Raw genomic sequence first — 24055 nt, forward strand, 5'->3', positions numbered from 1 at the left:
ATCAATTTTTCGGTGAAACTGAAACACGATGGGCTGGTACATCTAGCAGCCTTATCACAGCTTCTTTTACCATTGCTTTAACTTGTATATTATCCACTCCTTTTGCTACGACGAGAACACCTCGTACTTTCGGTTTCTCTGTCCGTAAAACAACGGGAGTTTCTTTATCACCTTCACGTATAATGACAGTCTTTTCATCAAGAGACTCGTCCTCTACTTCCCTCTTACCGCCTGTTTTATCTGTTTCACCTGTTGTTTGTGAGCGTTTCACTGTATTTTTTTCTAAAATTTTTTCTTCAGATGAATCTAAATTCACCTTAATCGTTACGTCTTTTACTCCTGCTATTTCTTCTAAAGCAGCTTTTAATTCTTGTTCATACGCTTTTTCATATTTTTCTACATTTGACATACTATCATTACTTTTTTGTCCGAAAGTTGGTACGTCTTTTTCTTGGTTTTGAGTTTTTTGTTCTTTAAATACAGGTACTTCTTCTTTTTTACTTGAAAAGAGACTACTAGAAAACATAAGCAAAATTCCAAGTATGAGTAGGACAAGTAAAAACTTAGGTGTTACCTTTTTCCCCTTCTCGTTGCTTTCTTTTTGATCCCCATTCAATAAGTTTCGAAAAAATGAGAACTTCGAATTTTTATCTTTATTGTCCATTTACTCTACCTGTCCTCCCTTCCGTTTGAACTTGGATTTGTTTATTCTCTAGTTGCCACCTGCTTGAAAAGAAATCTTTCATTTCTACATTCGTTTCTTCTACCTTTTTTGGAGGTTCATTCGTATTAATTTCAATTGGCTTTACTGTTTCAATTGCGTCATTTTTACTGCGTTCTTTTTCTTTCAACGTCACAACAACAGATTGAATATCTTTGGCTGACTTTACTTCTTCTACCCTTTCCGTTGCGACTATTTGTATTTCAGAGACTGTCATACCATACTTTTTCTCAAACTCTTTTCCTACTTCTTTTTTCATTTTGGTAGCCATCTCTTCTAAACTATATGCACGTGTTAGAGCTTGTATTTCTTTTTTCTTCGAATCTATTGAATTTTTTACAGATCCCTCTGCTACATACTTTTCTTCATTAAAATTTGCGATTACTTCATTTACATCTGTTTGCAACAGTTTAAAAAGAGGTGTTAAAATTAATACAACTAATAGTAGACTTACGACGAATTTAACGTATTTTTGCAAATTCGAGTTTGGAAGAATAAGATGAAGCATTGTCGCTAAGAGTAAAAAAACGATAATATTTCTAATCCACTCTGTAACAAATTGCATACTCTTCACCTCCTATCGCATCATAAGCGTAATGTTCCCCGCAGCAATAATAATTGTGATACTTAAAAAGAACATAAATGATACGATAGCTAAGCAAGCAAACACGTAAATGATGCTTCGTCCAATGATATCTAAACATTGAATAATTGCTCCTCCGCCAACTGGTTGCAATACTGCTGCTGCGAATTTATAAATAAACGCGATACAAAAAATTTGAATCGCTGGAAAAGCGACAATTAAACATAACATAACGAGCCCTATAATTCCGACTGTATTTTTTAATAACCCCGACGCACTAATAACAGTATCCGCTGCCTCTGTAAACATCCTTCCAACTACAGGAATAAAGTTCCCTGTTACAAATTTAGCAGTTTTCACAGCTATCCCATCAGCAACCGCTGTCGCTGTTCCTTGTACAGATAATACTCCTAAAAAAATCGTTAAAAAGATCCCGATAATCCCAACGCTAACGTTTTGCAGAAGCTTGGACAATTTCGTAACTTTATATTGATCACTCATCGTACTTACAATACTTAATATCGTTGCAAGTAATAAAAGTGGTAGAACGATGTAATTCATAAGAAGCCCACTCGTATTCATTAAGAAAATGATAATCGGATGAAAAAACGATACAGATACAACACCGCCTCCAGTTGCTATGAGTGCAAGCAAGATTGGTAATAGCGCTAATATGAAATCTACCATTGTTTGTATCGTTTCTCTTGCATATGTCATAACCACATAAAAACTATTTAAAGCAAAAATAATAAGCACCATATATACAACTGCATCGGCAATTTTACTTACACTACTCTTTGAAAAGGCAGATTGCAGTGATTGCAACAATGCACTAAAAATTGTGAGCATAATGAGTGTTCCAAGTAGCTTTCCATTTGCAGCAAGCTCGTGAAACAAATATTTTAATAAACCTAGCATCCATTCTTTTATAGAGAATTCTTTTTCTCCCTTTACAAACTCCATAAAGCTTCCTTTTTGACTCTCTGGTAAATAACCTCCATATTTTGTAACAAGCCCGTCCCAAAATTGCTTCACATCTTCAATTCCGAGCTTATCCAATTGTTGATCAACGACGTTTGTTTCTACAGGAGAAGCTTGTACAACAACCGGTAAAGAAAAGAAAAGGAAGCAAGCAAATAGCAGCTTAGCTCCAAACTTCCTCAACATTCACTCCCCCTTATCCCGTCGGTAAAAATCCGAGAATAGTTTCAATTACGACTGTCAAAATAGGAATTGCCATAACGAGAATTAAGATTTTACCAGCTAGTTCAATTTTCGAAGCGATTGCACCTTGCCCAGCATCTTTTGTAATTTGCGCTCCAAACTCAGCGATATAAGCAATCCCAATAATTTTCAGTAACGTTTCTACATAGACGTTGCTAACTTTCGCTTCACTCGCTACTCTCTCAATCATTTGTAAAATAGAGTGAATTTGATCGATTAAAATAAGAAACATTACGCTACCTACAAAAACAATAAATAGCGATGTAATGCTAGATTTATGCTGATTCAAAACAGCTGCTAAAAACGTAGCAACGAGGCCTAATCCGACAATTTGTATAATTTCGATTCGAACCGCCTCCTTTACTGGAAGAGAAAGACACTTTTAATCTTGTCGAACAACGTATTAATTAAAAATGCAACATGGAATAGAATGACGACAAAACCGACAAGGATAACCCAATTTGCAATATCCTCTCGTTTTAATTCTTTTAATACGGTATGAATGAAAGCTAAAACAATGCCGATTCCGGCGATTTGAAATATTAATCCAACATCAATGGACATCGCCTTTCTCCCTCCTATAGCAGTAAAATTACGATAAGTAGCCCCGCTAGTACCCCTAAGCTCTTAATCATTTTTTCATATTGCAGTTGTAACGCTTTCGCTTCTTCTTCCTCTCTCTCTAAATGTGTAATACATAATCGAATATGTTTTTGTTGTGATTCACGATCATGTTGTCCAAGTGTTTCACCAAATTGCTGCAAGATTTCATACTCGGTTTGTTGAAATGCTGTTAACTTCCAATTCTCTTTCAAACTTTCTATCCAAGCTTCCCTTACTGTTTGTTCCCCGTTTTCTAGTTTTTTGGCGAAACTTTGAAATATCCAATTTAATGGCTTGGGCATTTGTTTAACTAATCGTTCGGCGGCTTCAGATAAAGGTGTGTGCCCATACATAATTTCTGCCTCTAATGATTGGAGTGCCGATTTTAATAGTCTAAGTTGCCGCGGCCTCTCACTATATCTTTTTGCGTATGAAAACCCGAAAAAAGTGCTGACCGCAACGATTAACACTGCACCAATTATTTTCACCATACGCCCCCAGCCTTTCGATTCGGTAGTACTGGTTTTCCATATCTATCTTTCACTTGCATAACTGTTCCTGGGCCTCTTGCTTTTGATAACTCCACAAACCTATCAAATATGCCAAGCTCCAGCACTGCCTGTAGCGATGGACGTTTCACAACATCATCATAAGAAAACCCGTGTGCACTTATAAAAAGCTGGACCCCTGCATGCACCGCCTCCATAATTGCTTCACTATCTTCTTTACGTCCAATCTCATCTACGATCAAAACATCTGGACTCATAGAACGAATCATCATCATCATTCCTTCAGCCTTTGGACATGCGTCTAACACATCTACTCGTGTACCAAATTCATACTGAGGGATTCCTTTCACACATCCAGCAATTTCTGACCGCTCATCAACAATCCCCACTTTGCAAGAAGGAATTTTCGACGTACCAACCCCTTGACTCATGCAACGTGCTACATCTCTTAAAAGTGTCGTTTTCCCCGTTTGCGGCGGGCCAATTACCATCGTGTTTAACCATCTTGATTCATACAAATACGGCAAAAGCGGCTCAGCTATTCCTATTTTTTGACGAGAAATACGAATATTAAATGAAGAGACATCACGAATCATTTTCACTGTACTTTTCTCTGTAATGACTTTTCCTGCTAGGCCAATTCTATGTCCTCCTCGAAGTGTCACATACCCACGTTTCAATTCCTCTTCCATCGTATAAATTGAGAATTGACTTAACTTATTCAATAAGTAACTTGCATCTTCTGCTGTAGCGATATAGTCGTAAAAAAACACCTCTCCATGCGCAATACACTCTAGCGGTCTTCCAATTCGAACACGAATTTCCTCTAAAGTATTGTATTGCTTACAACTTTCAACTAACTGTTTCATCATTTTTGGTAAAACCTCTAATACTTCTTTCATAGGCTTCTCCCCACTATACTCGACTTACTATTTCAACAATGCGATAAAAATGCAGCCAATTCCAAGTGCCAGAAAAAAGAGTTTCAAGAAAGAAATTTCGCTCGCTACACTCGCTATGCCTATTGTCATTGTTAAAATTAATACGGTCGGTCCAACAAACGCCAACATACCATTTATAAACAATGCTTTCTTCGCATCATTCACGTAAAGCATAAGCAAAGCGGCGAATATTTCCGCGCTACCCGAAAACAACCGAAGTAACCCCATTACGAGCACGGATGTTTCCATTGCCGCTAGCCACTGTTTCATTCTCCCACCTTCTCCCGTAACGGTTACGAATTCTACATTCCAAAAAAGAATATATTTGTACAACCATATGCAGAGGTTGTCTATTTCAGAAGTAAAAACATAATTTTTCTCTAACACCTTTATTTAAATCTGAATATTCGTGTTTTTTAATGGTATATTATGGTATATTTAATTTAAAAGGGGTATAGACGATGCAGCACGTTACTTTATTACCACTTGATTTACGCTATGCAAATGTGCTTTTTGAGCTATCAAGTGAACCACACGTAAAAAACGCATTAGGAATACAGGTAGAAAAAGTCGAAGACACGAAAGCATTTCTTCTTTTTGCAATAGAAGAAGAGCGCCAAAAGAAGTCTTTATCGAGAATGATTGTAAATGAAGAGAATGAAATACTTGGCCTCACCACACTTAAACATATTAATTATGGGAAGAAACAATCTCACATTGGTAGTTGGCTTGGCTATCCATATTGGGGTAAAGGGTATAATGAGGCAGCTAAAAAAGAAATCTTTAAAATCGCTTTTTTAGACTTACAACTTACATACGTATTCACTGGTGCTAAAACGACTAACATTCGCTCGTTAAAAGCACAAGAAAAACTACCTTACATTTCATTGCATGTGAAAAACAAGTTTCCAGGCGAACATGCTGCACTGGAGAAAGAAGTAAAATCACCTTGCGTACTGCATGTCGTATCGCGTAAGAAATTTTTAAATTGGCTGGACGTACAAAATGAGGGGGGAAAATATGAAGGTTTTGAAAATTAGTTTAACAATTGTAGTAGAATTAGCTCTTATTTATCTTTTTTCATTATTGGTCGGTTGGTCATTTATAGAGACCTTTTTCCTTGGCAGTCTAGCAATATTTGCAATTATGTGGTTAATTATTATGAGTAACCATAGAAATAACATTACAGATCACGCAATAAGTAAAACATTAACTGGTGTTGAGACTGGTGAAATAAAACCATTTCAATTCATTTTCACACCATATATAGCGGGTACTCTTTCACTTGTTTTAGTTAGTTTTGTTGTCACCGCAATTTACTATATGCCCTATTTTCTATAAAAAAGCACTCGTGATAATCACGAGTGCTTTTTTACTATGCACGAGAAACGTATTTACCTTCACCAGTGTTGATGATAAGCATTTCGCCTTCGTTAATGAAGATTGGTACTTGTACAACAAGACCAGTTTCTAATGTAGCTGGTTTTGTTACGTTAGAAGCTGTGTCACCTTTAATACCAGGCTCTGTTTCTGTAACTTTTAATTCAACTGTGTTTGGAAGTTCAACACCAAGTACTTCACCTTGGTATGTCATAATAGATACTTCCATGTTTTCTTTTAGGAATTTTAATTCGCGCTCGATTTGGTTTTCACCAAGTTCGATTTGCTCATAAGTTCCGTTATCCATAAATACATGAGCCTCACCGCTCGCGTATAAGTATTGCATACGACGGTTTTCGATGTGTGCTTTTTCTACTTTTTCACCTGCACGGAATGTTTTCTCTTGAACAGAACCTGTGCGAAGGTTACGTAGTTTAGAACGAACGAATGCAGCACCTTTACCTGGCTTTACGTGTTGGAAATCAAGTACTTGCCAAAGGGCATTGTCCACTGAAATTGTTAAACCTGTACGAAAATCGTTTACTGAAATCATGTAAAAAAATCCTCCTGTGTATTACAAAATAATAAGTTCTTTTGGTGATTTCGTAATTACTTCATTACCTTCACTCGTTACAATGATATCATCTTCAATACGTACGCCGCCAATACCTGGAATATAAATACCTGGTTCTACTGTTACAGCCATACCTGGTTCAAGTACTGTATCAGAACGGAACGCTAAACCTGGCGCTTCATGGATTTCAAGGCCGATTCCATGACCAGTAGAGTGTCCAAAGTATTCACCATATCCTTTTTCCGTTATGTAATCACGCGTTAATGCATCTGCCTCGCGGCCTGTTAAACCAGCTTTAATACCGTTTACACCACGTAATTGTGCTTCTAAAACGACATTATAAATTTCTTTTAATTTATCAGATGGTTCACCGACTGCAATTGTACGAGTAATATCAGAACAATACCCTTTGTAATAAGCGCCGAAGTCTAATGTAACGAAATCTCCTGTTTCTATCACTTTTTCAGATGCCACGCCGTGCGGTAATGCCGAACGAAGACCTGAAGCAACGATAATATCAAACGAAGAAGATGTTGCTCCTTGTTTTCTCATGAAAAATTCAAGTTCATTTGACACTTCAATTTCAGATACTCCCGGGCGAATGAATGATAGAATATGCTCAAAGGCAGCATCTGCAATCTGTGCAGCTTCCTTTAATATCTTAATCTCTGAATCAGTCTTTATCAAGCGTAACTTTTCTACAAGCCCAGAAGTCGGGATAAATTCAGCTTCGATCGCCTCATTATGCGTTACGTAAGAGCTATATGTAAGAGTATCCTGCTCAAAGCCAAGCTTTTGAATTCCAAGTTCTTTCACTTGCTTTGCAACTTCATCAATAATTAATCCCGCATGCTGCACGATTTCATATCCAACAGCTTGTTTACTAGCCTGCTCTACATAACGAAAATCCGTAATAAATTGAGCACGCTCTTTTGAAATAAGTACAACTCCAGCTGTTCCAGTGAAGTTAGCCATGTATCTACGACTATGTTCATTTGTTAATAAAATACCGTCGATACCAGCCTCAGCAAATGCGCTTCTTAATCTTTCGATTTTCTCCATGACTTTATGCCTCCCTTAATTTCTCCATTAATGCAAATAACGCTAACTTATAGCCATAAAAACCAAATCCAACAATTTGTCCTGCACAAACAGCCGCCGTCACAGATTCGTGACGGAACGATTCACGCTGGTGAATGTTAGAGATATGTACTTCAATAACAGGAATCGAAATGCTCGCAATTGCATCTCGAATTGCATAGCTATAATGCGTAAATGCTCCAGGATTTAAAATGATCCCTTCATATATATCTTCAGCCTCATGAAGACGATCGATAATCGCACCTTCATGATTCGATTGGAAACATTCTAACTCCACTCCCATTGTTTTTGCTTCTTGCTTCATATCTGCTTCAAGTGTCGCTAACGTGCCCTTTCCATATACATTTACCTCACGAACACCGAGGCGATTTAAGTTAGGACCGTTTACGAGGAGTAACTTTTTCATATTCTTAAAACTCCTTAATATTAAATATCTATACAACATTTTAACATAGGAGTTACTTATTTGAATAGTTCGTCTTCTCTTCTCCTTCTTGCTCCGCTTTATTACTATTTACTGCGTAAGAAACAGAGTATGCAATAAACACACCATACAATATAAAAATACATATTGTCGTCACAATCGTCTCTTTCGGCAAATTGAACGCACTTTTAATAACAGGTGCCATTAAACCCATTCCGAAAAACAGTAACGCCCACCAAAATAGCCCATAAATAATCCCTGGAATGATTCCTTCAAATTTCGCCAAAAACGCTTTATACAAAAAGGAAATCAAGATTGAAAGAAGTCCCATGCAAACAATTCCTGACAGATTGCCCCATATCCCTTCTTTCCAACTCCCAAACGCAAATGGTAACAGTAAATAATTAGGTCCCGCTTCCGTGAATGAAAATATATGAAGGAAATACCATATTCCTCCCCAAAAAATTCCACCAAACAAACCGATTTGCACATAATTCCTTGTTCCTAATTGTTCTTGACTCACATCAACACCTCCGCTCAATAGTATGCCCGAAACTATTTTGAAGCATGTTTAAATACTGCGAAATTTGTCTATAAAAAGAATAAGAAATGTCCGACTCTCGTAACATTTTCTCTTGTCATATACTTGTATTTGTCGATAAAATAAAGGAAACTCGGTGATTGTCTTATTTCAAAACGACAGAACCCAGTATGACAATTGCCTCTTTTTCTACATAAGAGAGAAACAAATACAGGTTGGTGTTAACATGGCAGAAGAGTCAAAACAAATATATGGCGGGCAAGCAGTCATAGAAGGAGTTATGTTTGGCGGTAGAGAATATACTGTTACAGCGGTTCGTCGTAAAGATAAATCGATTGAATTTTATCGATTACCACGCGTTCGTAATAAAGCATTATCTATCCTAAAAAAAATTCCATTTTTACGAGGTATTGCCGCCATTGTGGACGCAAGTGCGAATGGAGCAAAGCATTTAAACTTCGCTTCAGAACGATTTGATGTCCACCCAGAAGATGATGAACAAATTGCAAATAAAAAAGAAGAACAATCAAAATTAACGATGGTATTAGGAGTTGCAGCAGTTGGCGTTTTATCTTTCATATTCGGTAAAGTCATTTTCACAGCAGTTCCTGCACTATTAGCTGAATTAACGAGACCGATTTTCCCATCTCATACAGGGCAAATCATTGTCGAAAGTGTCATTAAGCTCATGCTACTATTGAGCTATATATACTTTATTTCTTTAACCCCACTTATTAAACGGGTATTTCAGTATCACGGTGCAGAGCATAAAGTAATTAATGCTTATGAGAATAATCTTCCTATGACTGTAGAAAACGTCCAAAAGCAAACCCGCCTCCATTATAGATGTGGTAGTAGCTTTATTATATTTACAGTCATTATTGGAATGTTTGTTTATTTCCTCGTTCCTACAGATCCACTTTGGGCACGAGTAATAAACCGAATTTTATTAATTCCAGTCGTTCTCGGCATTTCGTTTGAAGTACTACAATTTACGAATCGATTGCGAGACATTCCTGTATTACGCATACTTGGATATCCCGGATTATGGCTGCAACTATTAACAACGAAAGAACCAACAGATGATCAAGTGGAAGTAGCTATTGCATCGTTTGAAGAATTATTACGTTTAGAAAACAAACAATAATTATTTAAAAATGGTGTTCAACTCCTCTCCTCATCGTTAATATACTAATTTTAATATATGTTTTTAGGAGGTGTTCCTTATGAACGGTCGTTCGTTTACTTTCGCTATATTTGTGCTTATAATCGGATTAGCAATATTCGGCCTTGTTTCATCTGTAATTACAAATCCAATGGGTGTATTAAGAAATATCGGGTATATGTTACTTGTTGTCGGTATCTTTTACTTGCTATACAAGATGTTTACTAATTCCAGTGGTTCTGCAAATTCGCAAAGCTCATATAAGCGCGCTGCAAAACAATCGAACCGCAAACATGGGAAACAAAATGTAGCACCCCTAAGCAATTCATTCTTGAAACGAAATACTTCTGATGACAAGGGCAAAAAGGGTAATTCTCCATCGTTGAAACGAAAAAGAAAACAATCTCATTTAACTGTCATTGAAGGTAAAAAGAACAAAAAGAAAGACCGTGCTTCCTTTTAGGAAATACGGTCTTTCTTTATACTTTCAAGCACTTCTTTCAAAGTTTTATCTATCATACTTTCAATTCGAAGGTGATGATTTTCAAATGGTAAATTTCTTGTCACATCATTTGGAACAACGACGCATTTTAATCCTGCCGCAACCGCTGCTTTCAATCCATTTAATGAGTCTTCAAATACAACAGCTTCTGATGGTTCAATTCCTAATTCCTCTATTGCAATTCGATAAAGTGCTGGATCTGGTTTTACCTTCTCAACATCTTCTCTCGTTTTAATTACTTCAAAATAATCTCGAATCTGTAGATCTTCTAAAAAACGAACAACCCATTCTCTAGATGAACTAGAAGCTAATGCGATTTTCAATCCCATTTCTTTCGCTTCTTCTAAATATTCTTTTACCCCATCACGCGCTTCTGGTATTTTCATTTTCTCTTTATGTAAAGTCGTCACCTTTTCTTTTAGTGCACGCTCGTTAAACTTTTCTTTTAATTGTTCCTTTAAATATGCATAAAGTACATTATCTGTCGTTCCAATACATTTCGCAAATTCCTCTAAAGGTAACTCTCCGCCGTACTCACGAACAGCATCTCTGAAAGAGTGAAACCATATTGTTTCTGTGTCCACAATTAATCCATCAAAATCAAAAATAATTGCTTTCATAATTCTCCCGTCCTTTTCGATTGAAATAAAAAAGGAAACGCCATCCGTTCCCCTTAATTACTTTTCTCTTCATTTGCTTTTTGAACACCACGAAGTGTTTCTACTCGAACCTCATCTTGTTCAAAATATTGTACTAAATCACCGATACGGTCAATTGCTTCCCAACTTAAATGATGTTCAATCCCTTCAACATCATTGTAAATCTTGCTTTCATCCAAACCAATAATACGCATAAACTGCTCTAGCAAGTCATGACGATATACGAGACGTTCTCCGATTTTTTTACCTTTTGATGTTAATACAAGCCCTCTATATTTTTCATAAATTAGATATTCATCTTTGTCTAATTTTTGCACCATTTTTGTTACAGAGGATGGATGTACACTAAGCGCTTCAGCAATATCAGATACGCGGGCATAACCCTTTTCATCAATCAACAAATAAATTTGTTCAATATAATCTTCCATACTAGGGGTAGGCATCGGTTTCCTCCATCCAATTTCATTTTGCTTATTCCGAACGAAGCAATCAATAAAATGATACACCAGAAAGAATAACGTGACAAGGTAGAAACGAGCCTAAATCTGCAAAAGAGAAAAGAACCCGCATTCAAATACAAGTTCCTTTCATGTGAAATATTGAATTTCTGCGTCAGGAAAAAAGTGACGAATATATCCTCGAATCGTTTCCTCCAATACTTCTGCATCATCTTTTTTATAGACGTATTTCCCAATACCGTATCGTCCCCATTTATATTTCCGCTTCTCTTCGTCCATTTCAAGTTTCGTATTCGGATAACGCGCTTGAATGACCTTTTTTGCCGGCTTCGTAAAGCGATGCTGAATTAATTCAAACGTTAAATTTGGTATCACCATATCTTTCAAGGCATTGTATAATCTCTCAAACAATTCACGATACCCCTCTTCCCATCCTTCATGCATATAAAGTGGCGCAACTATAAAGCCAAGTGGATAATTAGCCCCTGCCACTTTACGAGCAGCCTCAATTCTCTCTTCGAACGGCGATGTCCCCGGTTCAAAATTTTTAATCACATAACGTGAATTAATGCTAAATCGAAAACGCGTTTTCCCATTATGCTTTGCATCTAATAAATGATCAACGTGCGAATATTTCGTAACGAAACGTAAACGCCCATGCTCACTTTCTCCCATAAATTCGATCGTTCGCTTTAAAGCATGCGTTAAATGATCAATTCCAACGATATCTGATGTACACGCCGCTTCAAATCTTGTTATTTCTGGTGCCCTTTCATCCATATATTGCTGTGCCTTCTCAAATATTTCATCTAGATTCACATATACACGAACGTAAGGTTTACTACCAAGCGTCGTTTGCAAATAACAATAATGGCAATGTCCCATACACCCTGTTGCAAGCGGAATTGCATATTCAGCTGACGGCTTTGACGTATCAAACTTTAATGTCTTCCTCACCCCAACGACAAGCGTTGCCTTTGCATTGCGATACTTTTGCAAATCATTTTCACCTGGCAAATTTCTAATTTGATTATGGGATGTCGTTTCACGAATTTCTAATCCCATCTTCGTAAACTTCTCATACAGCTCTTTTCCAAGTGGATATTCGAGTGCCTTCGGTTCAAAGTAAACAAGTTTTGGCATAAACGGTTTCATATACTTCCCTCCTCTCGTTAGTATGGAGAACACGGAAAAATTAAAACGCATTAAAGTTTTCCACTTCAGTAACTTGCGTTGCAAGTTACTGAATGTTATAATTTGGATAACAGCTACCTTGCAAGGCAAGTTACCTGAATAAAAGGTGGGGAAATCATGCACAGCCAAATGTTAAAAGGTGTACTCGAAGGTTGCATCCTATACATCATTTCGCAAGAAGAAGTGTATGGATATGAGCTGAGTACAAAATTAAATAAATACGGCTTTACATTTGTCAGCGAAGGAAGCATATATCCGTTATTGTTACGTATGCAAAAAGAGAGGCTAATTGAAGGAACATTAAAAGCTTCCTCACTCGGTCCAAAGCGAAAATATTATCATGTAACCGATAAAGGAATAGAACAGCTTGAAGAATTTAAACAAAGCTGGGGAATGGTTTCGACAACGGTGAACAACTTATTACAGGGAGAGGGAGAGGGAGAGGGAGAGGGAGAGGGATGAATGCGCAAGACATGATTGAATTGAACAACAAAAAACGCGAACTTCTAACATTTGAAAACGAAGCTTCTTATGGCGATATGCTAGTATATCTTCGGTTATCTAACGTACCTGAACAACAAGTAGAAGAACTATTATTAGAAATATTAGATCATCTCATCGAAGCACAAAGAGAAAATAAAAATGCTTATGATATTTTCGGCAATGACTTACAATCTTATTGTGATGAACTCATATCGGCTTTACCAGCTCAAACAAAGTTAGAAAAAACTTCTTTAATCGGTTTTGTTATTAGCTTACTTCTTGCTATACAGTTTGGAATGGATGCACTTGTTTCGACTTTCATTTTAATCTTCAGGAAAAATATCGAACAATTAAGCCCAGCTTTTAGCATCCCTGGAACCACTTTGTTCGTTTCACTTATTATACTAGGCATACTTTTCATTTTATATTTATTAAAGCGCTATTCCTTTGATCAAAAGATGAATTGGAAAAGAAGGATTCTATTTGGATTTGCATTTGCTACTCCATTTTGTTCAGCTGTATTTTTAAATGTCTATTTTAAAAAACAACCTTATCTCATTTACCACCTAACCTTTTGGCAAAACGCCTTAATTGCTATCTTATTTTTCATTTTATATAAATTACTATACAAAAAATCAAATTTTTAACAGCCTTTCAAAAGGCTGTTTTTCTTCTGTCTAATTTTACAAATTGAAAAATTTCATAAAGAAAATAAGAAAAATGCAAAATAATTAAAGTTAATTGTTGACGTGATGCTTTTATTATCGGTATCATAAATCTTCGTGAGCAATTATTTTTCGTTATACGATTTTTTTATTATTACTGAATTTTTGAGAGGAGAAATTAGATGTCAGTTAAGAAGAAAACGCAAGTACGCACCGGCAAAATGGTACGTGAACTAATGTTAGCAGACGAAGATGTAAATGCTTCGCTAATTATGGTATACAGTGAAAACGGTGTAAACGCAGAAATTAAAATCGAGGGCTTAACGCCGAAATGTAACGAAGAATTATTTTTGAGCGGAAACGTGGATTGGAACAAGAGTGTTATTTATAAAATTGTTGATTTCACTGGAAACGCTGAAGTTGGTAAAGTTACATTATCAGCGATGAACAAAAACAATGTTTCTCTAGAAATAGAACGCGTTATGTGGAGTAAAGAAAATAAAGAGGCTGCTGGTCAAGAAGAAACACCGGTAGAAGCCACACCGAAAAAAGAAGTAGTTGTAGAAGCTCCAAAAGCAGTTACACCTGCTCCTAAACCTATTACGCGTGTAGAAACACCTGCTATGGCCCCTAAGCCTACTCCGGTACCGACGCCGAAGCCAGTAAGCGTAGAAGCAGCTGTAGAACTAACTACTCCAGCACCTGTGAAAAAAGTAGTCCCTACTTCAGTTACAAAGCAAGAGACAGTACCGGTTGCTCCAGCAAAACCGAAACAACCTGCTTTGACTGAAACAAATTCAAAACTACAAGAAAATTATGTGAAACTCGTGAAAAAGACAATTGAAGTTTGTCAAGATTACGAGCTTGGCATCGACATAGATGATTCTATTGAAGGCTTAAAAGAAGAACTACAAAGCCAAGGTATTAGCGTTACATTCGACAAAGAAATTATGGACGTTGTAAATCGCCTTCGTTCTTTACAAGATAAAGGAATCAAAGTAGAAAAAGTACTTAATTTACTATAAAAAAATAAGAGATGGCAATTGCCATCTCTTATTTTTTATAATTCCATTCCTTACTTTCATACTTTTCTTTTGCTAACGTTTGAACTTCATGTAACTGTTCTTCTGTTAATTCATATGGCACAAGCTCTATATCCAATCCTTTTTCAAACCCAACCTCGAACGCTTTAATTAACTGTTCGATCGTAAATGTACGGTCTGTCAATTTATTAATTGCTACCGCTTTAGAAGAAAACATACTTTTCATACGTTCTTTCACACGTTCATTTGGGAATAAAAATAGGTCGTATAGTTCGTCTAAATCTATTTCTAACGGAATCGATCCGTGCTGTAAAATAACACCTTTTTGACGTGTTTGAGCACTACCTGCGATTTTTCTTCCTTCAACTACAATTTCATACCAAGATGGCGCATCAAAACATACTCCTGAACGCGGATTTTTTAAATTCTCACGATCCGCCTCTGTTTTCGGAACTGCATAATACGCTTCTAATCCTAATGCCTTAAAACCGTCCAATAAGCCTTGCGAAATAATGCGGTATGCTTCCGTAACTGTTTTTGGCATATTTGGATGATCTTCAGACACAATAACACTGTACGTTAATTCTTTGTCATGTAGTACACCCCTGCCGCCTGTTTGACGACGAACGAACCCATATTTCTTTTCGTTAACTACATCCATATTTATATCTTTTTCAACACGCTGGAAATACCCGACTGTTAATGTTGGTACTTCCCATTCATAAAAACGAATTGTTGGTTGCATCTTCTTTTCACTTTGCCAATTTAATAAACATTCGTCTAACGCCATATTAAACGCTGGTGAACATTGACCAGAGTTAATATAACACCATTTTTCTTTTCCCATCCTACACCTCATATAACCAATTATTTTTCACATTCTCTAGTCTACCAAATTCGACAAAATTTGTGAAAGAATACGAAATTTCTCCTTATATACAAATGAATCTGTTGCATAAATACATATGGGCATTATAATATTGAAAGTAGGATAAGAAAAAAGGGAGCGATAGAACCGTGTCAACAACTTGGATTATTTTATTAGCCGTAATCGTAGCGTTCATCGGTTACACTGTATGGATGTATTTCTATCAGAAAAAATTAATTAAAACTCTTACAGAAGAAGAATTTCGCGCTGGCTACCGTAAAGCACAGCTTATCGATATTCGCGAAGCAGACGAATATAACGCAGGGCACATTTTAGGTGCACGTAACATTCCGTTATCACAAATTCGCCTTCGTCATAAAGAACTTCGCCAAGATCAACCTGTTTACTTATACTGCCAAAGCGGATTCCGTACAGGCCGTGCAGCTCAATACTTAAAAAAACAAGGTTACAAAGATTTCTACCAATTACAAGGTGGATTTAAATCTTGGACAGGTAAAATTAAAAAGAAATAACATACAAAAACTAGCTGCATGCTGCAGTTAGTTTTTTATTTCATATTGTTTGCAATGTAATATAGATTCTTTTTTATTACATCTGCATCGTTCTCTTCTACATTACGATATAATAACTGATATTCAATCCCCTTTTCTTTCCATAGAAGCGTAGCAAATTCCTCTCCTCTCTCGAAGTCATCTTTATTTTTAAAATAAGCAGACGCTCCATTATTCAATTTCATTTGTTCTTGAAATCGCTTTTCTTCTACAAAATCCGGAAAACTGTAAGGGAAATTTGCAACAGTTAGCTCAATATACTCATGTCTACCTTGCTCCTGTTGTTTATATTTAATCGTTAAGACAGCATTCTTCTTTTCAATCGTTCTTACTTCACCCAACACATCACTCGTAATGTCATACGGTAAAAAGGTAGGAACTTTAAATTTCGCCGGAAAATATTTTGGAAGTTCTTTTAAGGGAATCGGATCCGTAACGCGATCTGTAGCCCCACCTGTTGATCCCACAAATGTTTTTTCTTCTTGCATCGTTTGCTGAAATGAACATGAGCTAAGTAATACACTAGAAAACACGAAACAAATGATTCCTTTTTTCAATTTGTTTCCGCCCTTTCATACCGCCCTCTTAACGAACAAAGCGTTTATATGTTGTTCATATTCGCTTGAATGCCACACTCCACCTTTGAAAACTTTCCTCGTTATTCTCACACATTTTGACAAAACTGCTTTCAAACAAACAGAAAGACTTCGCTATTCTTACGCCCAAACGAAATGGTTACGCGAATAACAGAAGTCCTATTTATAACATAGATTGTGAAAAGCTTTTCAGGTCAAGATTTTTTCATTCTACTTATTTTCCCTTTATAATATAAGTAAAGAGGTGATGCATATGGCCAATATAAAACAAATCGCTAAAACTGCTGGTGTATCTATATCAACCGTTTCCCGTGTCTTAAATAATCACCCTTACGTAAAAGAAGACAAACGGAAACGAGTTCTAGAGGCGGTTGAAGAATTAAACTACGCAAAAAATATAAATGCTATTCATTTAATAAAGGGGAAAACATATACAATCGGGGTTATGCTCCCTTTCATTAATGTCCCTTACTTCAGTACCATTATTGAAGGAATCGGAAACGAAGCGTTAGCAGCCGGATATCACATTAATTTATGCCAAACAAATTACGATAGTATTGAAGAAATTCGTGTTCTTGAAATGATGAAAATGAAACAATTTGACGGGATGATTATTTGTTCTCGAACGAGTTCATGGGAACAAATCGAACCTTTCGCAAAATTCGCCCCTATTATTTCATGTGAAAAAATGAACCACCCCCTCATTTCATCTGTCTACGTAGATCATTATGAAGGATTCCGGCTCGGTACTGCATATTTACTAAGTAAAGGCCATGAAAAAATCGGAATTTGTTTAGCAAGAAAAACGAGTGTAAATTCTATGGAACGTGAAAAAGCGTTTGCTGATACACTTCATAACGAAGGTCAAACGTTACATCCTGAATGGATTTTTCATCAATGCTATACAATGCAGGACGGAGCACAAATACTCCACCGTATTTTACATATGAAAAATCGTCCAACTGCTATTTTCACAGCGAATGACCAAGTAGCTGCCGGTTTATTAACAGAGGCAAAGAAACATGGTGTTCGCGTCCCTGAAGATCTCGCTATTTTAGGATTCGATAACCATGAAATTTCAAAGGCATTAGAAATTTCGACTATTGAACACCCTGGTCTTACGATGGGATCACGTGCTTTTACCTTATTCCATAAACAGATGCAGGACGAACAAATAACCGGGAACTCAGAAGAACTTCCATTCCATTTAATTGAGCGAAAAACAGTCTGAAAAGGAGCGTTAACTATAGCACTCTTTTTCAGCTTTTCACCTATTGACTTTGTGTTTATTATCTCATATAATAAGCCTAACGAACGGTAGGTAGGGGATGAAAATGACAGCAAATCGCATTAAAGCTGTAGCACTTTCTCATTTCGCACGCTACGGCTATGAAGGAACTTCATTGGCAAATATTGCCCAAGAAGTTGGGATTAAAAAACCATCGATTTACGCACACTTTAAAGGAAAAGAAGAGCTATATTTCATATGCTTAGAATCTGCTCTTCAAAAAGATTTGCAGAGCTTCACAGGCGATATCGAAAGCTTTTCCAATTCGTCCACTGAAGAATTGCTATTAAAATTATTAAAAGGCTACGCAAAACGATTTGGTGAAAGTGAAGAATCAATGTTTTGGTTACGAACTTCTTATTTTCCGCCTGATGCATTTCGCGAACAAATTATTAATAAAGCAAATGTACACATTGAAAACGTCGGAAAACTTTTATTCCCGGTATTTAAAAGAGCAAGCGAACAAGATGAGCTGCATAACATTGAAGTAAAAGACGCCTTAGAGGCTTTTCTATGCTTACTCGACGGTCTTATGGTTGAACTACTATACGCAGGTTTAAATCGTTTTGAGACACGTTTAGACGCTTCTTGGAAAGTATTTTGGCGCGGACTTTCAAACTGACGGATTGCTCCTTTGCAATGCGTCGTTTTTAAGCCCTTTACCTAACGACTGGTAGGAAGGAGAAATGACATATGGCATGGATTTATGTAATCATCGCTGGTATTATTGAAATCTTTTGGGTGATTGGACTAAAAAAAGCGGAGGCACCACTTGAGTGGGCTGGTGTTGCGCTATTAATTACAATTAGTTTCGTCTTATTATTTAGAGCTTATAAAGATTTACCTGTCGGCACTGTATACGCAGTCTTCACAGGAATCGGAGCGGGCGGAATCGTTCTTACAGAAATTTTCATCTTCGGAGAACCTTTCTCTATCGTAAAAGTTTTATTAATCGGTTTAATCTTCTTCGGAGTAATTGGTTTAAAACGAGTAACAGAAGAAAAAGAAGCGAAGGAGGCCGCATAAAATGGCTTGGGTATTTTTAATTCTAGCTGGTATTTGTGAAATTATTGGTGTACTCTTTATGAAAGTAGCCACTGAAAAGAAAGGCTGGGCACCAAAAGTTATTTTAATCGCTAACTTCGGCGTAAGCTTCTTCTTCTTATCCCTTGCGATGGACACATTACCGATGGGAACTGCTTACGCGATTTGGACTGGAATCGGAACTGCCGGAAGTGCACTTCTAGGCATTCTTATTTTCCGAGAATCAGCGGATTGGCGTCGTCTTGCCTTCTTAAGCTGCATTCTATGCGGCGCTGTTGGCTTAAAACTATTAAGCTAACGCGAGGTGAATGTCATGTGGAAAGAAAAAGGAAAACAAATGTTAGCATGGATCACACTCGTGATCGCCATTCTACTGCAAGTAAGTTTTCATATAATAGAATGGTTGTTTCATAAAGTATTATCCATTCTTGCATTCCTTCCGAACATGACACTTGAAATTTTATCTATCGTTTGGTCAATTATTGCCTCCATTGCAATCGTAATTATATGGAGTATCGCCAAGCTATATAATAAGTTATTTAAAAAGGACAGTTACTCTGAAAAAGAGTAACTGTCCTTTTTTATATTGATTCAGACTTTCTATAGAAGTTTGATGTGATAAGACAAAACAGACCAACTACGACAACACTCATACCAATCCCTTTATGCAAACTAGGAAATAGCGGTGGTATATCCGAATAAAAGTTTGCTAATATGCAACCAATTGAAACTAAAAGTATTCCTATTCTATATAACCATTTTCTTTTGTTCATCATTCTCCCTCCTAAAATTTTTCATACACTCCTACCTTTTGGACATACTACCTAAAAAAGGAGTGGATAATATGCAAAATTCTATACATAAACAGATCCTATTTTTATTTTTCCTCTTTCTCATTCTCATTATCGTTTTCAGCTTTATATTACATACTCCAAAAGATGTTGTACCGAATAGCCTCTCTGTTTATAAACTCTTACTTTCATATTGTCGATATTGAAGAAGGTGCCTTTTATGAGGCACCTTTTAAAATTCTCTCTTCTCATACAATTTCATTGAAACGAAGGCAGATACTATGAACATGCATATTGAACTAACGAATAATAAACTGTTATATAGTTGGATTTGTTCCAGGTTGATTTCAAAGAACATAGTACAAATGGCTGTCGGTGCTATTAGCATGAAAAGCGTAATAAAAATAGCTTTTTTATATGCTAGCCAAAATGATATCGGTAAAACCAAGCTTAAATATATTAAAATAAAGCTAATACTAGCAACCATTGTCGTTTCAATAAATTCAAATAGGTTAACCCCATTCTTCATTCCCATCGTGAAACAACCGACTATTACACTTATAAAAAGAATAATAATTGCTACTATATATTTCGCATACACAATTTGTTTTCTCAATATTGGTAAACTATTTACTATCACTTCACTCTCATTTTTACTATCTGCTTCAAATGTTTTTACTGTTGCCCCAATTGTAATAATTACTGACATAATTATGAACAGATTTTCCGTATCTGTTAAGGCCATATAAAAGAAAATAGGATACAGTATGTACCAAATTAAAAATTTCCATTGAATGATGAAATCTTTTAAAATTAATTGCTTAATCATGTATTACACCTCCTAACATGAAAATGCCACTTCTATAACTCTGCCTCTTGAAACATTTTCATTGAGAGTAACATTGATATGACTATACTTACTAACACTCCGATACCAAGAACACTCATCGCTACTGTAGCATCCTCAGAGTGAAGTACTTTTAACATAATTGTTTTATCACCAAAAACATTACACATAAGGCCAATCATACCTATTAAAGGAAAAATCATAATTACATACAAGACAGTAGTAGCTTTATTTCCTCCGATGTAATTAGTAGGTATCATTATCACACAATAAATCAAAGTTGCTACTATTGCTGAAAACATTGCATATCCAGGAATAACTATATCTCTGTCCAACAAAATATTTCCTAATATTACGACTATAAAAGTTGTACTCAAACCGACTATAATAAATAATGTAGTTGAAATATATTTAGCTATAACTATCTCTTTTCTCGTTATAGGCAAACTCACTAATACTTTTTCTGTTTTACTTTTTTCTTCATAATAAAAAGAAATATATATAATCATACTACATGTCATAAATAATCCTATTGCAATCCCCATCGGTTCTACAGAATTCCAAAAAATCGATAAAACGGGTATTAAAAAATAGAAAGGAATCATCTTCTTCTGTAAGAAAAACTCCTTCAAAATTAACTGTTGCATATGAATTCTCCTCTCTATAAATCACGGGCTCCATAAATTTTAATTGTTAGAAACATAGAAGCGATATAAATACTAACTAATGTAATGAATCCAACTATAAATACACCAATATGCATAGGATTCATAATCCACTCAATGAATGAAGGTGCTATTCCATTGATCTCATCACTAATAAATATCCAAAGTATCCCTCCGACTCCTATTGAGGCTGCTGATACTATACTTCTTACTACCTTCGACTTTGTACCATAATAACTAGGGAAAAACGTGACAACCAAAAATACGGCGTAAACAGCTCCATTTATTACTTCATACCACGGAATTTCAATGTATAGATTAGGATGATATGCACCGATATCACCGATGACCACAATGCCTCTTATAAGAAAAACAACAAACATCGTAGAGAGCATGCCACCTACAATAAATATTGCACAGGAAATATATCTAGCAATTATGATATCCTTTCGACTTAACGGTAAACTATTTATTACAATGTCACTTTTATTCCTTTCATCCATATAGATTAGCGTCATAACGGAGGAAAGGGTTATAAATAGACAACTCATCGGAAATAACAATTCACTCCCGGGCTCAAGTAAAAAGAACATAAGGGGCATAATAAGATTCACTAACCAAGTTACCCGAAAAAAGAACAAATCTTTATAGATGAGCTGACGCATAGGCACCTCTCCCTTTCGCAGTGTAAACGATAATATCATCTAATGTAGGCTTTTCTAGTACAACCTCATTTCCAAACCAATCGATAATTACTTGTTTATCCTTCGCTAAACCTTCAAAACCAAATTTATTTTTTCGTAATCCAACAAATAGCTCTTTTCCTTCTCGATCCAATAAATCATTACTTCCCTTTACGATTACGTAGCTCTCCATTAATTCATCTTTCTCACCAGTAAATATAATTTCCCCATCGTTGATAAAAGTAATATAATCTGCGATGCGCTCTAAGTCTGTTGTAATGTGCGTTGAGAATAATACAGATACTTCATCTTCCATTACAATTTCTTGCAATATATCAAGCAATTCACTTCGAACAACTGGGTCCAATCCTGCTGTTGGTTCATCCATAATAATAAACTCTGCATGATGCGAAAGCGCGATGGCAATCGCAAATTTCATTTTCATCCCTTTAGATAACTCTTTAATTTTTTTATACTTTGGAACTTGTAATCTCTCCATATACGATTGATACTGACATTCGTCCCACTTTTTATATAGCGGTGCAATAATACGCTTCATTTGTTCACACGTTAAATCTTCGTAGTAATGATTTTCATCATATACAAAGCCGATATTTTGTTTTATTTCCTTTTCTGCTTTCTTATTGTCCTTGCCAAAAATTTGTATATCGCCGCTCTCTTTTCTAATTAAATTCATAATCATTTTGATCGTCGTACTTTTCCCAGCACCATTCGGTCCGACAAATCCCATAATATATCCACGTGGCAGCGTAAAACTTATATTTTTCACTGCAAAATCTTGATATCTTTTACAAACGTTTTTTAGCTCTAACATTCCTTATTCCCCCTCATATAAACACGCAATCATCTGCTGTAAATCTTCAAGTGAAAGCTGCAACACTTTACTTTCTCTCACAATTTCTTCAGCCTTACTTTCCAATAAACGTAAGCGCTGTTCTTTTAATAGTTCATTGTTTTTACGTGAAACATAAGTCCCCTTCCCAGCAACAGTTTCTATATATCCTTCTTTTTCAAGTTCCTCGTACGCACGCTTCGTTGTAATTACACTAATTTGTAATTCCTTCGCTAAGCTACGAATAGACGGCAGTTGGTCTCCCCCCTTTAAACCACCATTTAAAATAAGTTGGCTTAATTGTTTCCTTATTTGTACATAAATAGGGTCTTGGGAAGAATTCGAAATAATAATATTCATGTTTTCCTCCAGTGTGTATATACTGTATATATCTTATATATACAGTATATACACACTATCCTATTTTTGGCAAGAAAAAAAGACCAACATTTTCCTGTTGGTCTTTCGTATATGTATCACTTTTCAAAGCGATCTAACATTTCGTCTCTCATTCCGAAACTAACAACCGCAATTCCTACATACATAAACAGAAGGAATGCCGGATGAACTGTATTGTACCAGCTGCTATCAACAATTAAATAAATCGTTAACGCCACAACAAGAACAAACGCTAAAATAAACATATAAAAGTGTCTTGTACTACCCATGATAAACTCCTCTCTACTCTCTGCACCATTCAACAGTATATTTTATCGAATAATTCGATATGACTCAAGGTTAACTTTCTTTTATGTAATCAAGTTCTACCTTTACAATGTCCTCACATGCTATTGAAATGATTGTTCCTTGTTTATCAATCGCCGTCACTTCTCTATTATCCATTACACGATGTGCTACTCTTTCTAACACTTTTCCTTGGTCTCGATAGCAAAATTCTTTTACATCTTTAATTGTTTCTCCATTTTCTAAATGGTATACCATTCTATAACATCGATATCCCACACTTTCACCCCCGCCTTGCTCGTTTTTTCACATATACATAAAAATGAGTAATTTTTGCCTCATCACATCTTCTTAATTTCAATAAAATTCTAACAAAAATAAATACTTTTATCAA

General features: G+C 35.9%; 38 protein-coding genes. 13 read left to right on the top strand and 25 right to left on the bottom strand.

Translation table 11 applies throughout. From position 1 onward, the window contains the following. Position 1: 1 nt before the first annotated feature. Genes spoIIIAG through JDS98_RS15255 form a run of 8 tightly spaced genes read right to left on the bottom strand, consistent with a single transcriptional unit; the run spans position 2 to position 4851 of the window. Entirely contained in the window at positions 2–664 is a 663-nt protein-coding gene (gene spoIIIAG, locus JDS98_RS15220) for a stage III sporulation protein AG (protein ID WP_000368888.1), read from the bottom strand. Continuing rightward, a complete protein-coding gene (gene spoIIIAF / locus JDS98_RS15225) occupies positions 654–1286 on the bottom strand; it encodes a stage III sporulation protein AF (RefSeq protein ID WP_001161043.1) in 633 nt (210 codons plus the stop codon). The genes spoIIIAG and spoIIIAF overlap by 11 nt, the downstream gene beginning before the upstream one ends. A gap of 12 nt (positions 1287–1298) precedes the next feature. Further along, positions 1299–2471, bottom strand: coding sequence for a stage III sporulation protein AE (gene spoIIIAE / locus JDS98_RS15230; RefSeq protein ID WP_097957951.1), 1173 nt, complete (start codon positions 2469–2471; stop codon positions 1299–1301). A gap of 10 nt (positions 2472–2481) precedes the next feature. Continuing rightward, a complete protein-coding gene (gene spoIIIAD / locus JDS98_RS15235) occupies positions 2482–2865 on the bottom strand; it encodes a stage III sporulation protein AD (protein ID WP_077393170.1) in 384 nt (127 codons plus the stop codon). Positions 2866–2888: 23 nt separating this feature from the next. Next, positions 2889–3092, bottom strand: a complete 204-nt coding sequence (gene spoIIIAC / locus JDS98_RS15240) for a stage III sporulation protein AC (protein ID WP_000020914.1) — start codon at positions 3090–3092, stop codon at positions 2889–2891. Between the two features lie 14 nt (positions 3093–3106). Continuing rightward, entirely contained in the window at positions 3107–3622 is a 516-nt protein-coding gene (spoIIIAB, locus tag JDS98_RS15245) for a stage III sporulation protein SpoIIIAB (protein ID WP_015000953.1), read from the bottom strand. Next, positions 3616–4542, bottom strand: coding sequence for a stage III sporulation protein AA (gene spoIIIAA / locus JDS98_RS15250; protein ID WP_097957949.1), 927 nt, complete (start codon positions 4540–4542; stop codon positions 3616–3618). Before spoIIIAA ends, spoIIIAB begins: the two co-directional genes overlap by 7 nt. A gap of 27 nt (positions 4543–4569) precedes the next feature. Next, positions 4570–4851: a YqhV family protein gene (locus JDS98_RS15255; protein WP_000816054.1), complete on the bottom strand. Its 282-nt coding sequence runs from the start codon at positions 4849–4851 to the stop codon at positions 4570–4572. 191 nt (positions 4852–5042) lie between these two features. On the opposite strand from JDS98_RS15255, the gene JDS98_RS15260 reads away from it, so the two are divergent. Together JDS98_RS15260 and JDS98_RS15265 are read left to right on the top strand one after the other, a co-directional pair. Further along, positions 5043–5621 carry a GNAT family N-acetyltransferase gene (locus JDS98_RS15260; protein ID WP_001164998.1) on the top strand — a complete coding sequence of 193 codons (579 nt, stop codon included), beginning with the start codon at positions 5043–5045 and terminating at the stop codon, positions 5619–5621. Then, positions 5602–5922: a hypothetical protein gene (locus JDS98_RS15265; protein WP_000866179.1), complete on the top strand. Its 321-nt coding sequence runs from the start codon at positions 5602–5604 to the stop codon at positions 5920–5922. The genes JDS98_RS15260 and JDS98_RS15265 overlap by 20 nt, the downstream gene beginning before the upstream one ends. Positions 5923–5956: 34 nt before the next feature. Here JDS98_RS15265 and efp read toward each other — a convergent pair whose 3' ends face one another. From efp to JDS98_RS15285, 4 genes are read right to left on the bottom strand one after another with little or no spacing between them, the layout of a single operon-like run. Continuing rightward, positions 5957–6514 (bottom strand): elongation factor P, encoded by a 558-nt coding sequence (efp, locus tag JDS98_RS15270; RefSeq protein WP_000626519.1) that lies wholly within the window; start codon positions 6512–6514, stop codon positions 5957–5959. A gap of 21 nt (positions 6515–6535) precedes the next feature. Next, positions 6536–7597 (bottom strand): Xaa-Pro dipeptidase, encoded by a 1062-nt coding sequence (gene pepQ / locus JDS98_RS15275; RefSeq protein ID WP_000411034.1) that lies wholly within the window; start codon positions 7595–7597, stop codon positions 6536–6538. A 4-nt stretch (positions 7598–7601) separates the two neighbouring features. Beyond that, on the bottom strand, positions 7602–8042 hold the full coding sequence (gene aroQ / locus JDS98_RS15280) for a type II 3-dehydroquinate dehydratase (RefSeq protein ID WP_000735144.1): 441 nt from the start codon (positions 8040–8042) through the stop codon (positions 7602–7604). Positions 8043–8094: 52 nt separating this feature from the next. Next, positions 8095–8583 (bottom strand): YqhR family membrane protein, encoded by a 489-nt coding sequence (locus JDS98_RS15285; protein ID WP_000076902.1) that lies wholly within the window; start codon positions 8581–8583, stop codon positions 8095–8097. Positions 8584–8827: 244 nt separating this feature from the next. Between JDS98_RS15285 and JDS98_RS15290 the strand changes: the two genes are divergently transcribed. Both JDS98_RS15290 and JDS98_RS15295 read left to right on the top strand, forming a co-directional pair. Continuing rightward, positions 8828–9748, top strand: a complete 921-nt coding sequence (locus JDS98_RS15290; protein ID WP_000797102.1) for a DUF1385 domain-containing protein — start codon at positions 8828–8830, stop codon at positions 9746–9748. A 79-nt stretch (positions 9749–9827) separates the two neighbouring features. After that, positions 9828–10229 (top strand): SA1362 family protein, encoded by a 402-nt coding sequence (locus JDS98_RS15295; RefSeq protein WP_001014465.1) that lies wholly within the window; start codon positions 9828–9830, stop codon positions 10227–10229. Here the strand turns inward: JDS98_RS15295 and JDS98_RS15300 are convergent. The 3 genes from JDS98_RS15300 to splB all read right to left on the bottom strand — a co-directional run bounded on the left by JDS98_RS15300 (position 10226) and on the right by splB (position 12540). After that, positions 10226–10888, bottom strand: coding sequence for an HAD family hydrolase (locus JDS98_RS15300; protein ID WP_000643926.1), 663 nt, complete (start codon positions 10886–10888; stop codon positions 10226–10228). The two genes, JDS98_RS15295 and JDS98_RS15300, sit on opposite strands and share 4 nt — an antisense overlap. Before the next feature lie 53 nt (positions 10889–10941). Continuing rightward, a complete protein-coding gene (gene mntR, locus JDS98_RS15305) occupies positions 10942–11370 on the bottom strand; it encodes a transcriptional regulator MntR (protein WP_001143071.1) in 429 nt (142 codons plus the stop codon). A 144-nt stretch (positions 11371–11514) separates the two neighbouring features. Further along, positions 11515–12540, bottom strand: coding sequence for a spore photoproduct lyase (splB, locus tag JDS98_RS15310; RefSeq protein WP_000802126.1), 1026 nt, complete (start codon positions 12538–12540; stop codon positions 11515–11517). Between the two features lie 156 nt (positions 12541–12696). Between splB and JDS98_RS15315 the strand changes: the two genes are divergently transcribed. The 3 genes from JDS98_RS15315 to JDS98_RS15325 all read left to right on the top strand — a co-directional run bounded on the left by JDS98_RS15315 (position 12697) and on the right by JDS98_RS15325 (position 14752). Further along, positions 12697–13041 carry a PadR family transcriptional regulator gene (locus JDS98_RS15315; protein WP_199634015.1) on the top strand — a complete coding sequence of 115 codons (345 nt, stop codon included), beginning with the start codon at positions 12697–12699 and terminating at the stop codon, positions 13039–13041. Then, positions 13038–13709 carry a DUF1129 family protein gene (locus JDS98_RS15320; RefSeq protein ID WP_000993577.1) on the top strand — a complete coding sequence of 224 codons (672 nt, stop codon included), beginning with the start codon at positions 13038–13040 and terminating at the stop codon, positions 13707–13709. Before JDS98_RS15315 ends, JDS98_RS15320 begins: the two co-directional genes overlap by 4 nt. Before the next feature lie 200 nt (positions 13710–13909). Further along, a complete protein-coding gene (locus JDS98_RS15325) occupies positions 13910–14752 on the top strand; it encodes a hypothetical protein (RefSeq protein WP_000111890.1) in 843 nt (280 codons plus the stop codon). A 28-nt stretch (positions 14753–14780) separates the two neighbouring features. On the opposite strand, the gene JDS98_RS15330 is transcribed toward JDS98_RS15325, so the two are convergent. Then, positions 14781–15617: a lipoate--protein ligase family protein gene (locus JDS98_RS15330; RefSeq protein ID WP_000514088.1), complete on the bottom strand. Its 837-nt coding sequence runs from the start codon at positions 15615–15617 to the stop codon at positions 14781–14783. A 170-nt stretch (positions 15618–15787) separates the two neighbouring features. Here JDS98_RS15330 and JDS98_RS15335 point away from each other — a divergent pair, with 170 nt between their 5' ends. After that, positions 15788–16171: a rhodanese-like domain-containing protein gene (locus tag JDS98_RS15335; protein WP_000108653.1), complete on the top strand. Its 384-nt coding sequence runs from the start codon at positions 15788–15790 to the stop codon at positions 16169–16171. Positions 16172–16206: 35 nt separating this feature from the next. On the opposite strand, the gene JDS98_RS15340 is transcribed toward JDS98_RS15335, so the two are convergent. After that, positions 16207–16743, bottom strand: coding sequence for a DNA polymerase III subunit delta (locus JDS98_RS15340; RefSeq protein WP_142345868.1), 537 nt, complete (start codon positions 16741–16743; stop codon positions 16207–16209). A gap of 316 nt (positions 16744–17059) precedes the next feature. On the opposite strand from JDS98_RS15340, the gene JDS98_RS15345 reads away from it, so the two are divergent. The 5 genes from JDS98_RS15345 to JDS98_RS15365 all read left to right on the top strand — a co-directional run bounded on the left by JDS98_RS15345 (position 17060) and on the right by JDS98_RS15365 (position 19709). Next, positions 17060–18037, top strand: a complete 978-nt coding sequence (locus JDS98_RS15345) for a LacI family DNA-binding transcriptional regulator (RefSeq protein ID WP_001273954.1) — start codon at positions 17060–17062, stop codon at positions 18035–18037. 97 nt (positions 18038–18134) lie between these two features. After that, the gene (locus JDS98_RS15350; RefSeq protein ID WP_002005730.1) at positions 18135–18716 is read left to right on the top strand and encodes a TetR/AcrR family transcriptional regulator; all 582 of its coding nucleotides are present in this window, start codon (positions 18135–18137) and stop codon (positions 18714–18716) included. Between the two features lie 71 nt (positions 18717–18787). Then, positions 18788–19120, top strand: coding sequence for a DMT family transporter (locus tag JDS98_RS15355; protein WP_000312339.1), 333 nt, complete (start codon positions 18788–18790; stop codon positions 19118–19120). 1 nt (position 19121) lies between these two features. Next, on the top strand, positions 19122–19436 hold the full coding sequence (locus tag JDS98_RS15360) for a DMT family transporter (RefSeq protein WP_000312621.1): 315 nt from the start codon (positions 19122–19124) through the stop codon (positions 19434–19436). Between the two features lie 15 nt (positions 19437–19451). Beyond that, positions 19452–19709 carry a DUF3975 family protein gene (locus JDS98_RS15365; RefSeq protein WP_000265398.1) on the top strand — a complete coding sequence of 86 codons (258 nt, stop codon included), beginning with the start codon at positions 19452–19454 and terminating at the stop codon, positions 19707–19709. A 10-nt stretch (positions 19710–19719) separates the two neighbouring features. On the opposite strand, the gene JDS98_RS15370 is transcribed toward JDS98_RS15365, so the two are convergent. The 8 genes from JDS98_RS15370 to JDS98_RS15405 form a co-directional block, all read right to left on the bottom strand. Beyond that, positions 19720–19911 (bottom strand): hypothetical protein, encoded by a 192-nt coding sequence (locus JDS98_RS15370; protein ID WP_141523499.1) that lies wholly within the window; start codon positions 19909–19911, stop codon positions 19720–19722. Positions 19912–20161: 250 nt separating this feature from the next. Further along, positions 20162–20758, bottom strand: a complete 597-nt coding sequence (locus JDS98_RS15375; RefSeq protein ID WP_000595334.1) for an ABC-2 transporter permease — start codon at positions 20756–20758, stop codon at positions 20162–20164. Between the two features lie 32 nt (positions 20759–20790). Next, the gene (locus tag JDS98_RS15380; protein WP_199634016.1) at positions 20791–21423 is read right to left on the bottom strand and encodes an ABC-2 transporter permease; all 633 of its coding nucleotides are present in this window, start codon (positions 21421–21423) and stop codon (positions 20791–20793) included. A 14-nt stretch (positions 21424–21437) separates the two neighbouring features. Continuing rightward, complete coding sequence (locus JDS98_RS15385; RefSeq protein WP_199634017.1) at positions 21438–22106, bottom strand: ABC-2 transporter permease; 669 nt, start codon at positions 22104–22106, stop codon at positions 21438–21440. Continuing rightward, on the bottom strand, positions 22087–22959 hold the full coding sequence (locus tag JDS98_RS15390; RefSeq protein WP_000891283.1) for an ABC transporter ATP-binding protein: 873 nt from the start codon (positions 22957–22959) through the stop codon (positions 22087–22089). Before JDS98_RS15390 ends, JDS98_RS15385 begins: the two co-directional genes overlap by 20 nt. A gap of 3 nt (positions 22960–22962) precedes the next feature. Beyond that, positions 22963–23337 (bottom strand): GntR family transcriptional regulator, encoded by a 375-nt coding sequence (locus tag JDS98_RS15395; RefSeq protein ID WP_001021357.1) that lies wholly within the window; start codon positions 23335–23337, stop codon positions 22963–22965. A 116-nt stretch (positions 23338–23453) separates the two neighbouring features. Then, a complete protein-coding gene (locus JDS98_RS15400) occupies positions 23454–23645 on the bottom strand; it encodes a hypothetical protein (protein WP_000535934.1) in 192 nt (63 codons plus the stop codon). Positions 23646–23715: 70 nt separating this feature from the next. Then, on the bottom strand, positions 23716–23919 hold the full coding sequence (locus JDS98_RS15405) for a DUF3929 family protein (RefSeq protein WP_002039587.1): 204 nt from the start codon (positions 23917–23919) through the stop codon (positions 23716–23718). Positions 23920–24055 lie beyond the last annotated feature (136 nt).

Source organism: Bacillus cereus group sp. N11, assembly GCF_016483605.1.
Taxonomy (GTDB): domain Bacteria; phylum Bacillota; class Bacilli; order Bacillales; family Bacillaceae_G; genus Bacillus_A; species Bacillus_A toyonensis.

Coding starts and splice junctions, on each gene's coding strand:
- JDS98_RS15375 (WP_000595334.1), bottom strand. CDS start 20,758: ATGATTAAGCAATTAATTTTAAAAGATTTCATCATTCAATGGAAATTT.
- spoIIIAA (WP_097957949.1), bottom strand. CDS start 4,542: ATGAAAGAAGTATTAGAGGTTTTACCAAAAATGATGAAACAGTTAGTT.
- JDS98_RS15325 (WP_000111890.1), top strand. CDS start 13,910: ATGTCAGTTAAGAAGAAAACGCAAGTACGCACCGGCAAAATGGTACGT.
- spoIIIAE (WP_097957951.1), bottom strand. CDS start 2,471: ATGTTGAGGAAGTTTGGAGCTAAGCTGCTATTTGCTTGCTTCCTTTTC.
- JDS98_RS15295 (WP_001014465.1), top strand. CDS start 9,828: ATGAACGGTCGTTCGTTTACTTTCGCTATATTTGTGCTTATAATCGGA.
- aroQ (WP_000735144.1), bottom strand. CDS start 8,042: ATGAAAAAGTTACTCCTCGTAAACGGTCCTAACTTAAATCGCCTCGGT.
- JDS98_RS15380 (WP_199634016.1), bottom strand. CDS start 21,423: ATGCAACAGTTAATTTTGAAGGAGTTTTTCTTACAGAAGAAGATGATT.
- JDS98_RS15385 (WP_199634017.1), bottom strand. CDS start 22,106: ATGCGTCAGCTCATCTATAAAGATTTGTTCTTTTTTCGGGTAACTTGG.
- JDS98_RS15360 (WP_000312621.1), top strand. CDS start 19,122: ATGGCTTGGGTATTTTTAATTCTAGCTGGTATTTGTGAAATTATTGGT.
- JDS98_RS15355 (WP_000312339.1), top strand. CDS start 18,788: ATGGCATGGATTTATGTAATCATCGCTGGTATTATTGAAATCTTTTGG.
- spoIIIAB (WP_015000953.1), bottom strand. CDS start 3,622: ATGGTGAAAATAATTGGTGCAGTGTTAATCGTTGCGGTCAGCACTTTT.
- JDS98_RS15345 (WP_001273954.1), top strand. CDS start 17,060: ATGGCCAATATAAAACAAATCGCTAAAACTGCTGGTGTATCTATATCA.
- JDS98_RS15320 (WP_000993577.1), top strand. CDS start 13,038: ATGAATGCGCAAGACATGATTGAATTGAACAACAAAAAACGCGAACTT.
- efp (WP_000626519.1), bottom strand. CDS start 6,514: ATGATTTCAGTAAACGATTTTCGTACAGGTTTAACAATTTCAGTGGAC.
- JDS98_RS15290 (WP_000797102.1), top strand. CDS start 8,828: ATGGCAGAAGAGTCAAAACAAATATATGGCGGGCAAGCAGTCATAGAA.
- JDS98_RS15315 (WP_199634015.1), top strand. CDS start 12,697: ATGCACAGCCAAATGTTAAAAGGTGTACTCGAAGGTTGCATCCTATAC.
- spoIIIAF (WP_001161043.1), bottom strand. CDS start 1,286: ATGCAATTTGTTACAGAGTGGATTAGAAATATTATCGTTTTTTTACTC.
- JDS98_RS15405 (WP_002039587.1), bottom strand. CDS start 23,919: ATGGTATACCATTTAGAAAATGGAGAAACAATTAAAGATGTAAAAGAA.
- JDS98_RS15260 (WP_001164998.1), top strand. CDS start 5,043: ATGCAGCACGTTACTTTATTACCACTTGATTTACGCTATGCAAATGTG.
- JDS98_RS15365 (WP_000265398.1), top strand. CDS start 19,452: ATGTGGAAAGAAAAAGGAAAACAAATGTTAGCATGGATCACACTCGTG.
- JDS98_RS15300 (WP_000643926.1), bottom strand. CDS start 10,888: ATGAAAGCAATTATTTTTGATTTTGATGGATTAATTGTGGACACAGAA.
- JDS98_RS15400 (WP_000535934.1), bottom strand. CDS start 23,645: ATGGGTAGTACAAGACACTTTTATATGTTTATTTTAGCGTTTGTTCTT.
- JDS98_RS15350 (WP_002005730.1), top strand. CDS start 18,135: ATGAAAATGACAGCAAATCGCATTAAAGCTGTAGCACTTTCTCATTTC.
- JDS98_RS15395 (WP_001021357.1), bottom strand. CDS start 23,337: ATGAATATTATTATTTCGAATTCTTCCCAAGACCCTATTTATGTACAA.
- pepQ (WP_000411034.1), bottom strand. CDS start 7,597: ATGGAGAAAATCGAAAGATTAAGAAGCGCATTTGCTGAGGCTGGTATC.
- JDS98_RS15265 (WP_000866179.1), top strand. CDS start 5,602: ATGAAGGTTTTGAAAATTAGTTTAACAATTGTAGTAGAATTAGCTCTT.
- JDS98_RS15390 (WP_000891283.1), bottom strand. CDS start 22,959: ATGTTAGAGCTAAAAAACGTTTGTAAAAGATATCAAGATTTTGCAGTG.
- JDS98_RS15255 (WP_000816054.1), bottom strand. CDS start 4,851: ATGAAACAGTGGCTAGCGGCAATGGAAACATCCGTGCTCGTAATGGGG.
- spoIIIAC (WP_000020914.1), bottom strand. CDS start 3,092: ATGTCCATTGATGTTGGATTAATATTTCAAATCGCCGGAATCGGCATT.
- splB (WP_000802126.1), bottom strand. CDS start 12,540: ATGAAACCGTTTATGCCAAAACTTGTTTACTTTGAACCGAAGGCACTC.
- JDS98_RS15370 (WP_141523499.1), bottom strand. CDS start 19,911: ATGAACAAAAGAAAATGGTTATATAGAATAGGAATACTTTTAGTTTCA.
- mntR (WP_001143071.1), bottom strand. CDS start 11,370: ATGCCTACCCCTAGTATGGAAGATTATATTGAACAAATTTATTTGTTG.
- spoIIIAG (WP_000368888.1), bottom strand. CDS start 664: ATGGACAATAAAGATAAAAATTCGAAGTTCTCATTTTTTCGAAACTTA.
- JDS98_RS15330 (WP_000514088.1), bottom strand. CDS start 15,617: ATGGGAAAAGAAAAATGGTGTTATATTAACTCTGGTCAATGTTCACCA.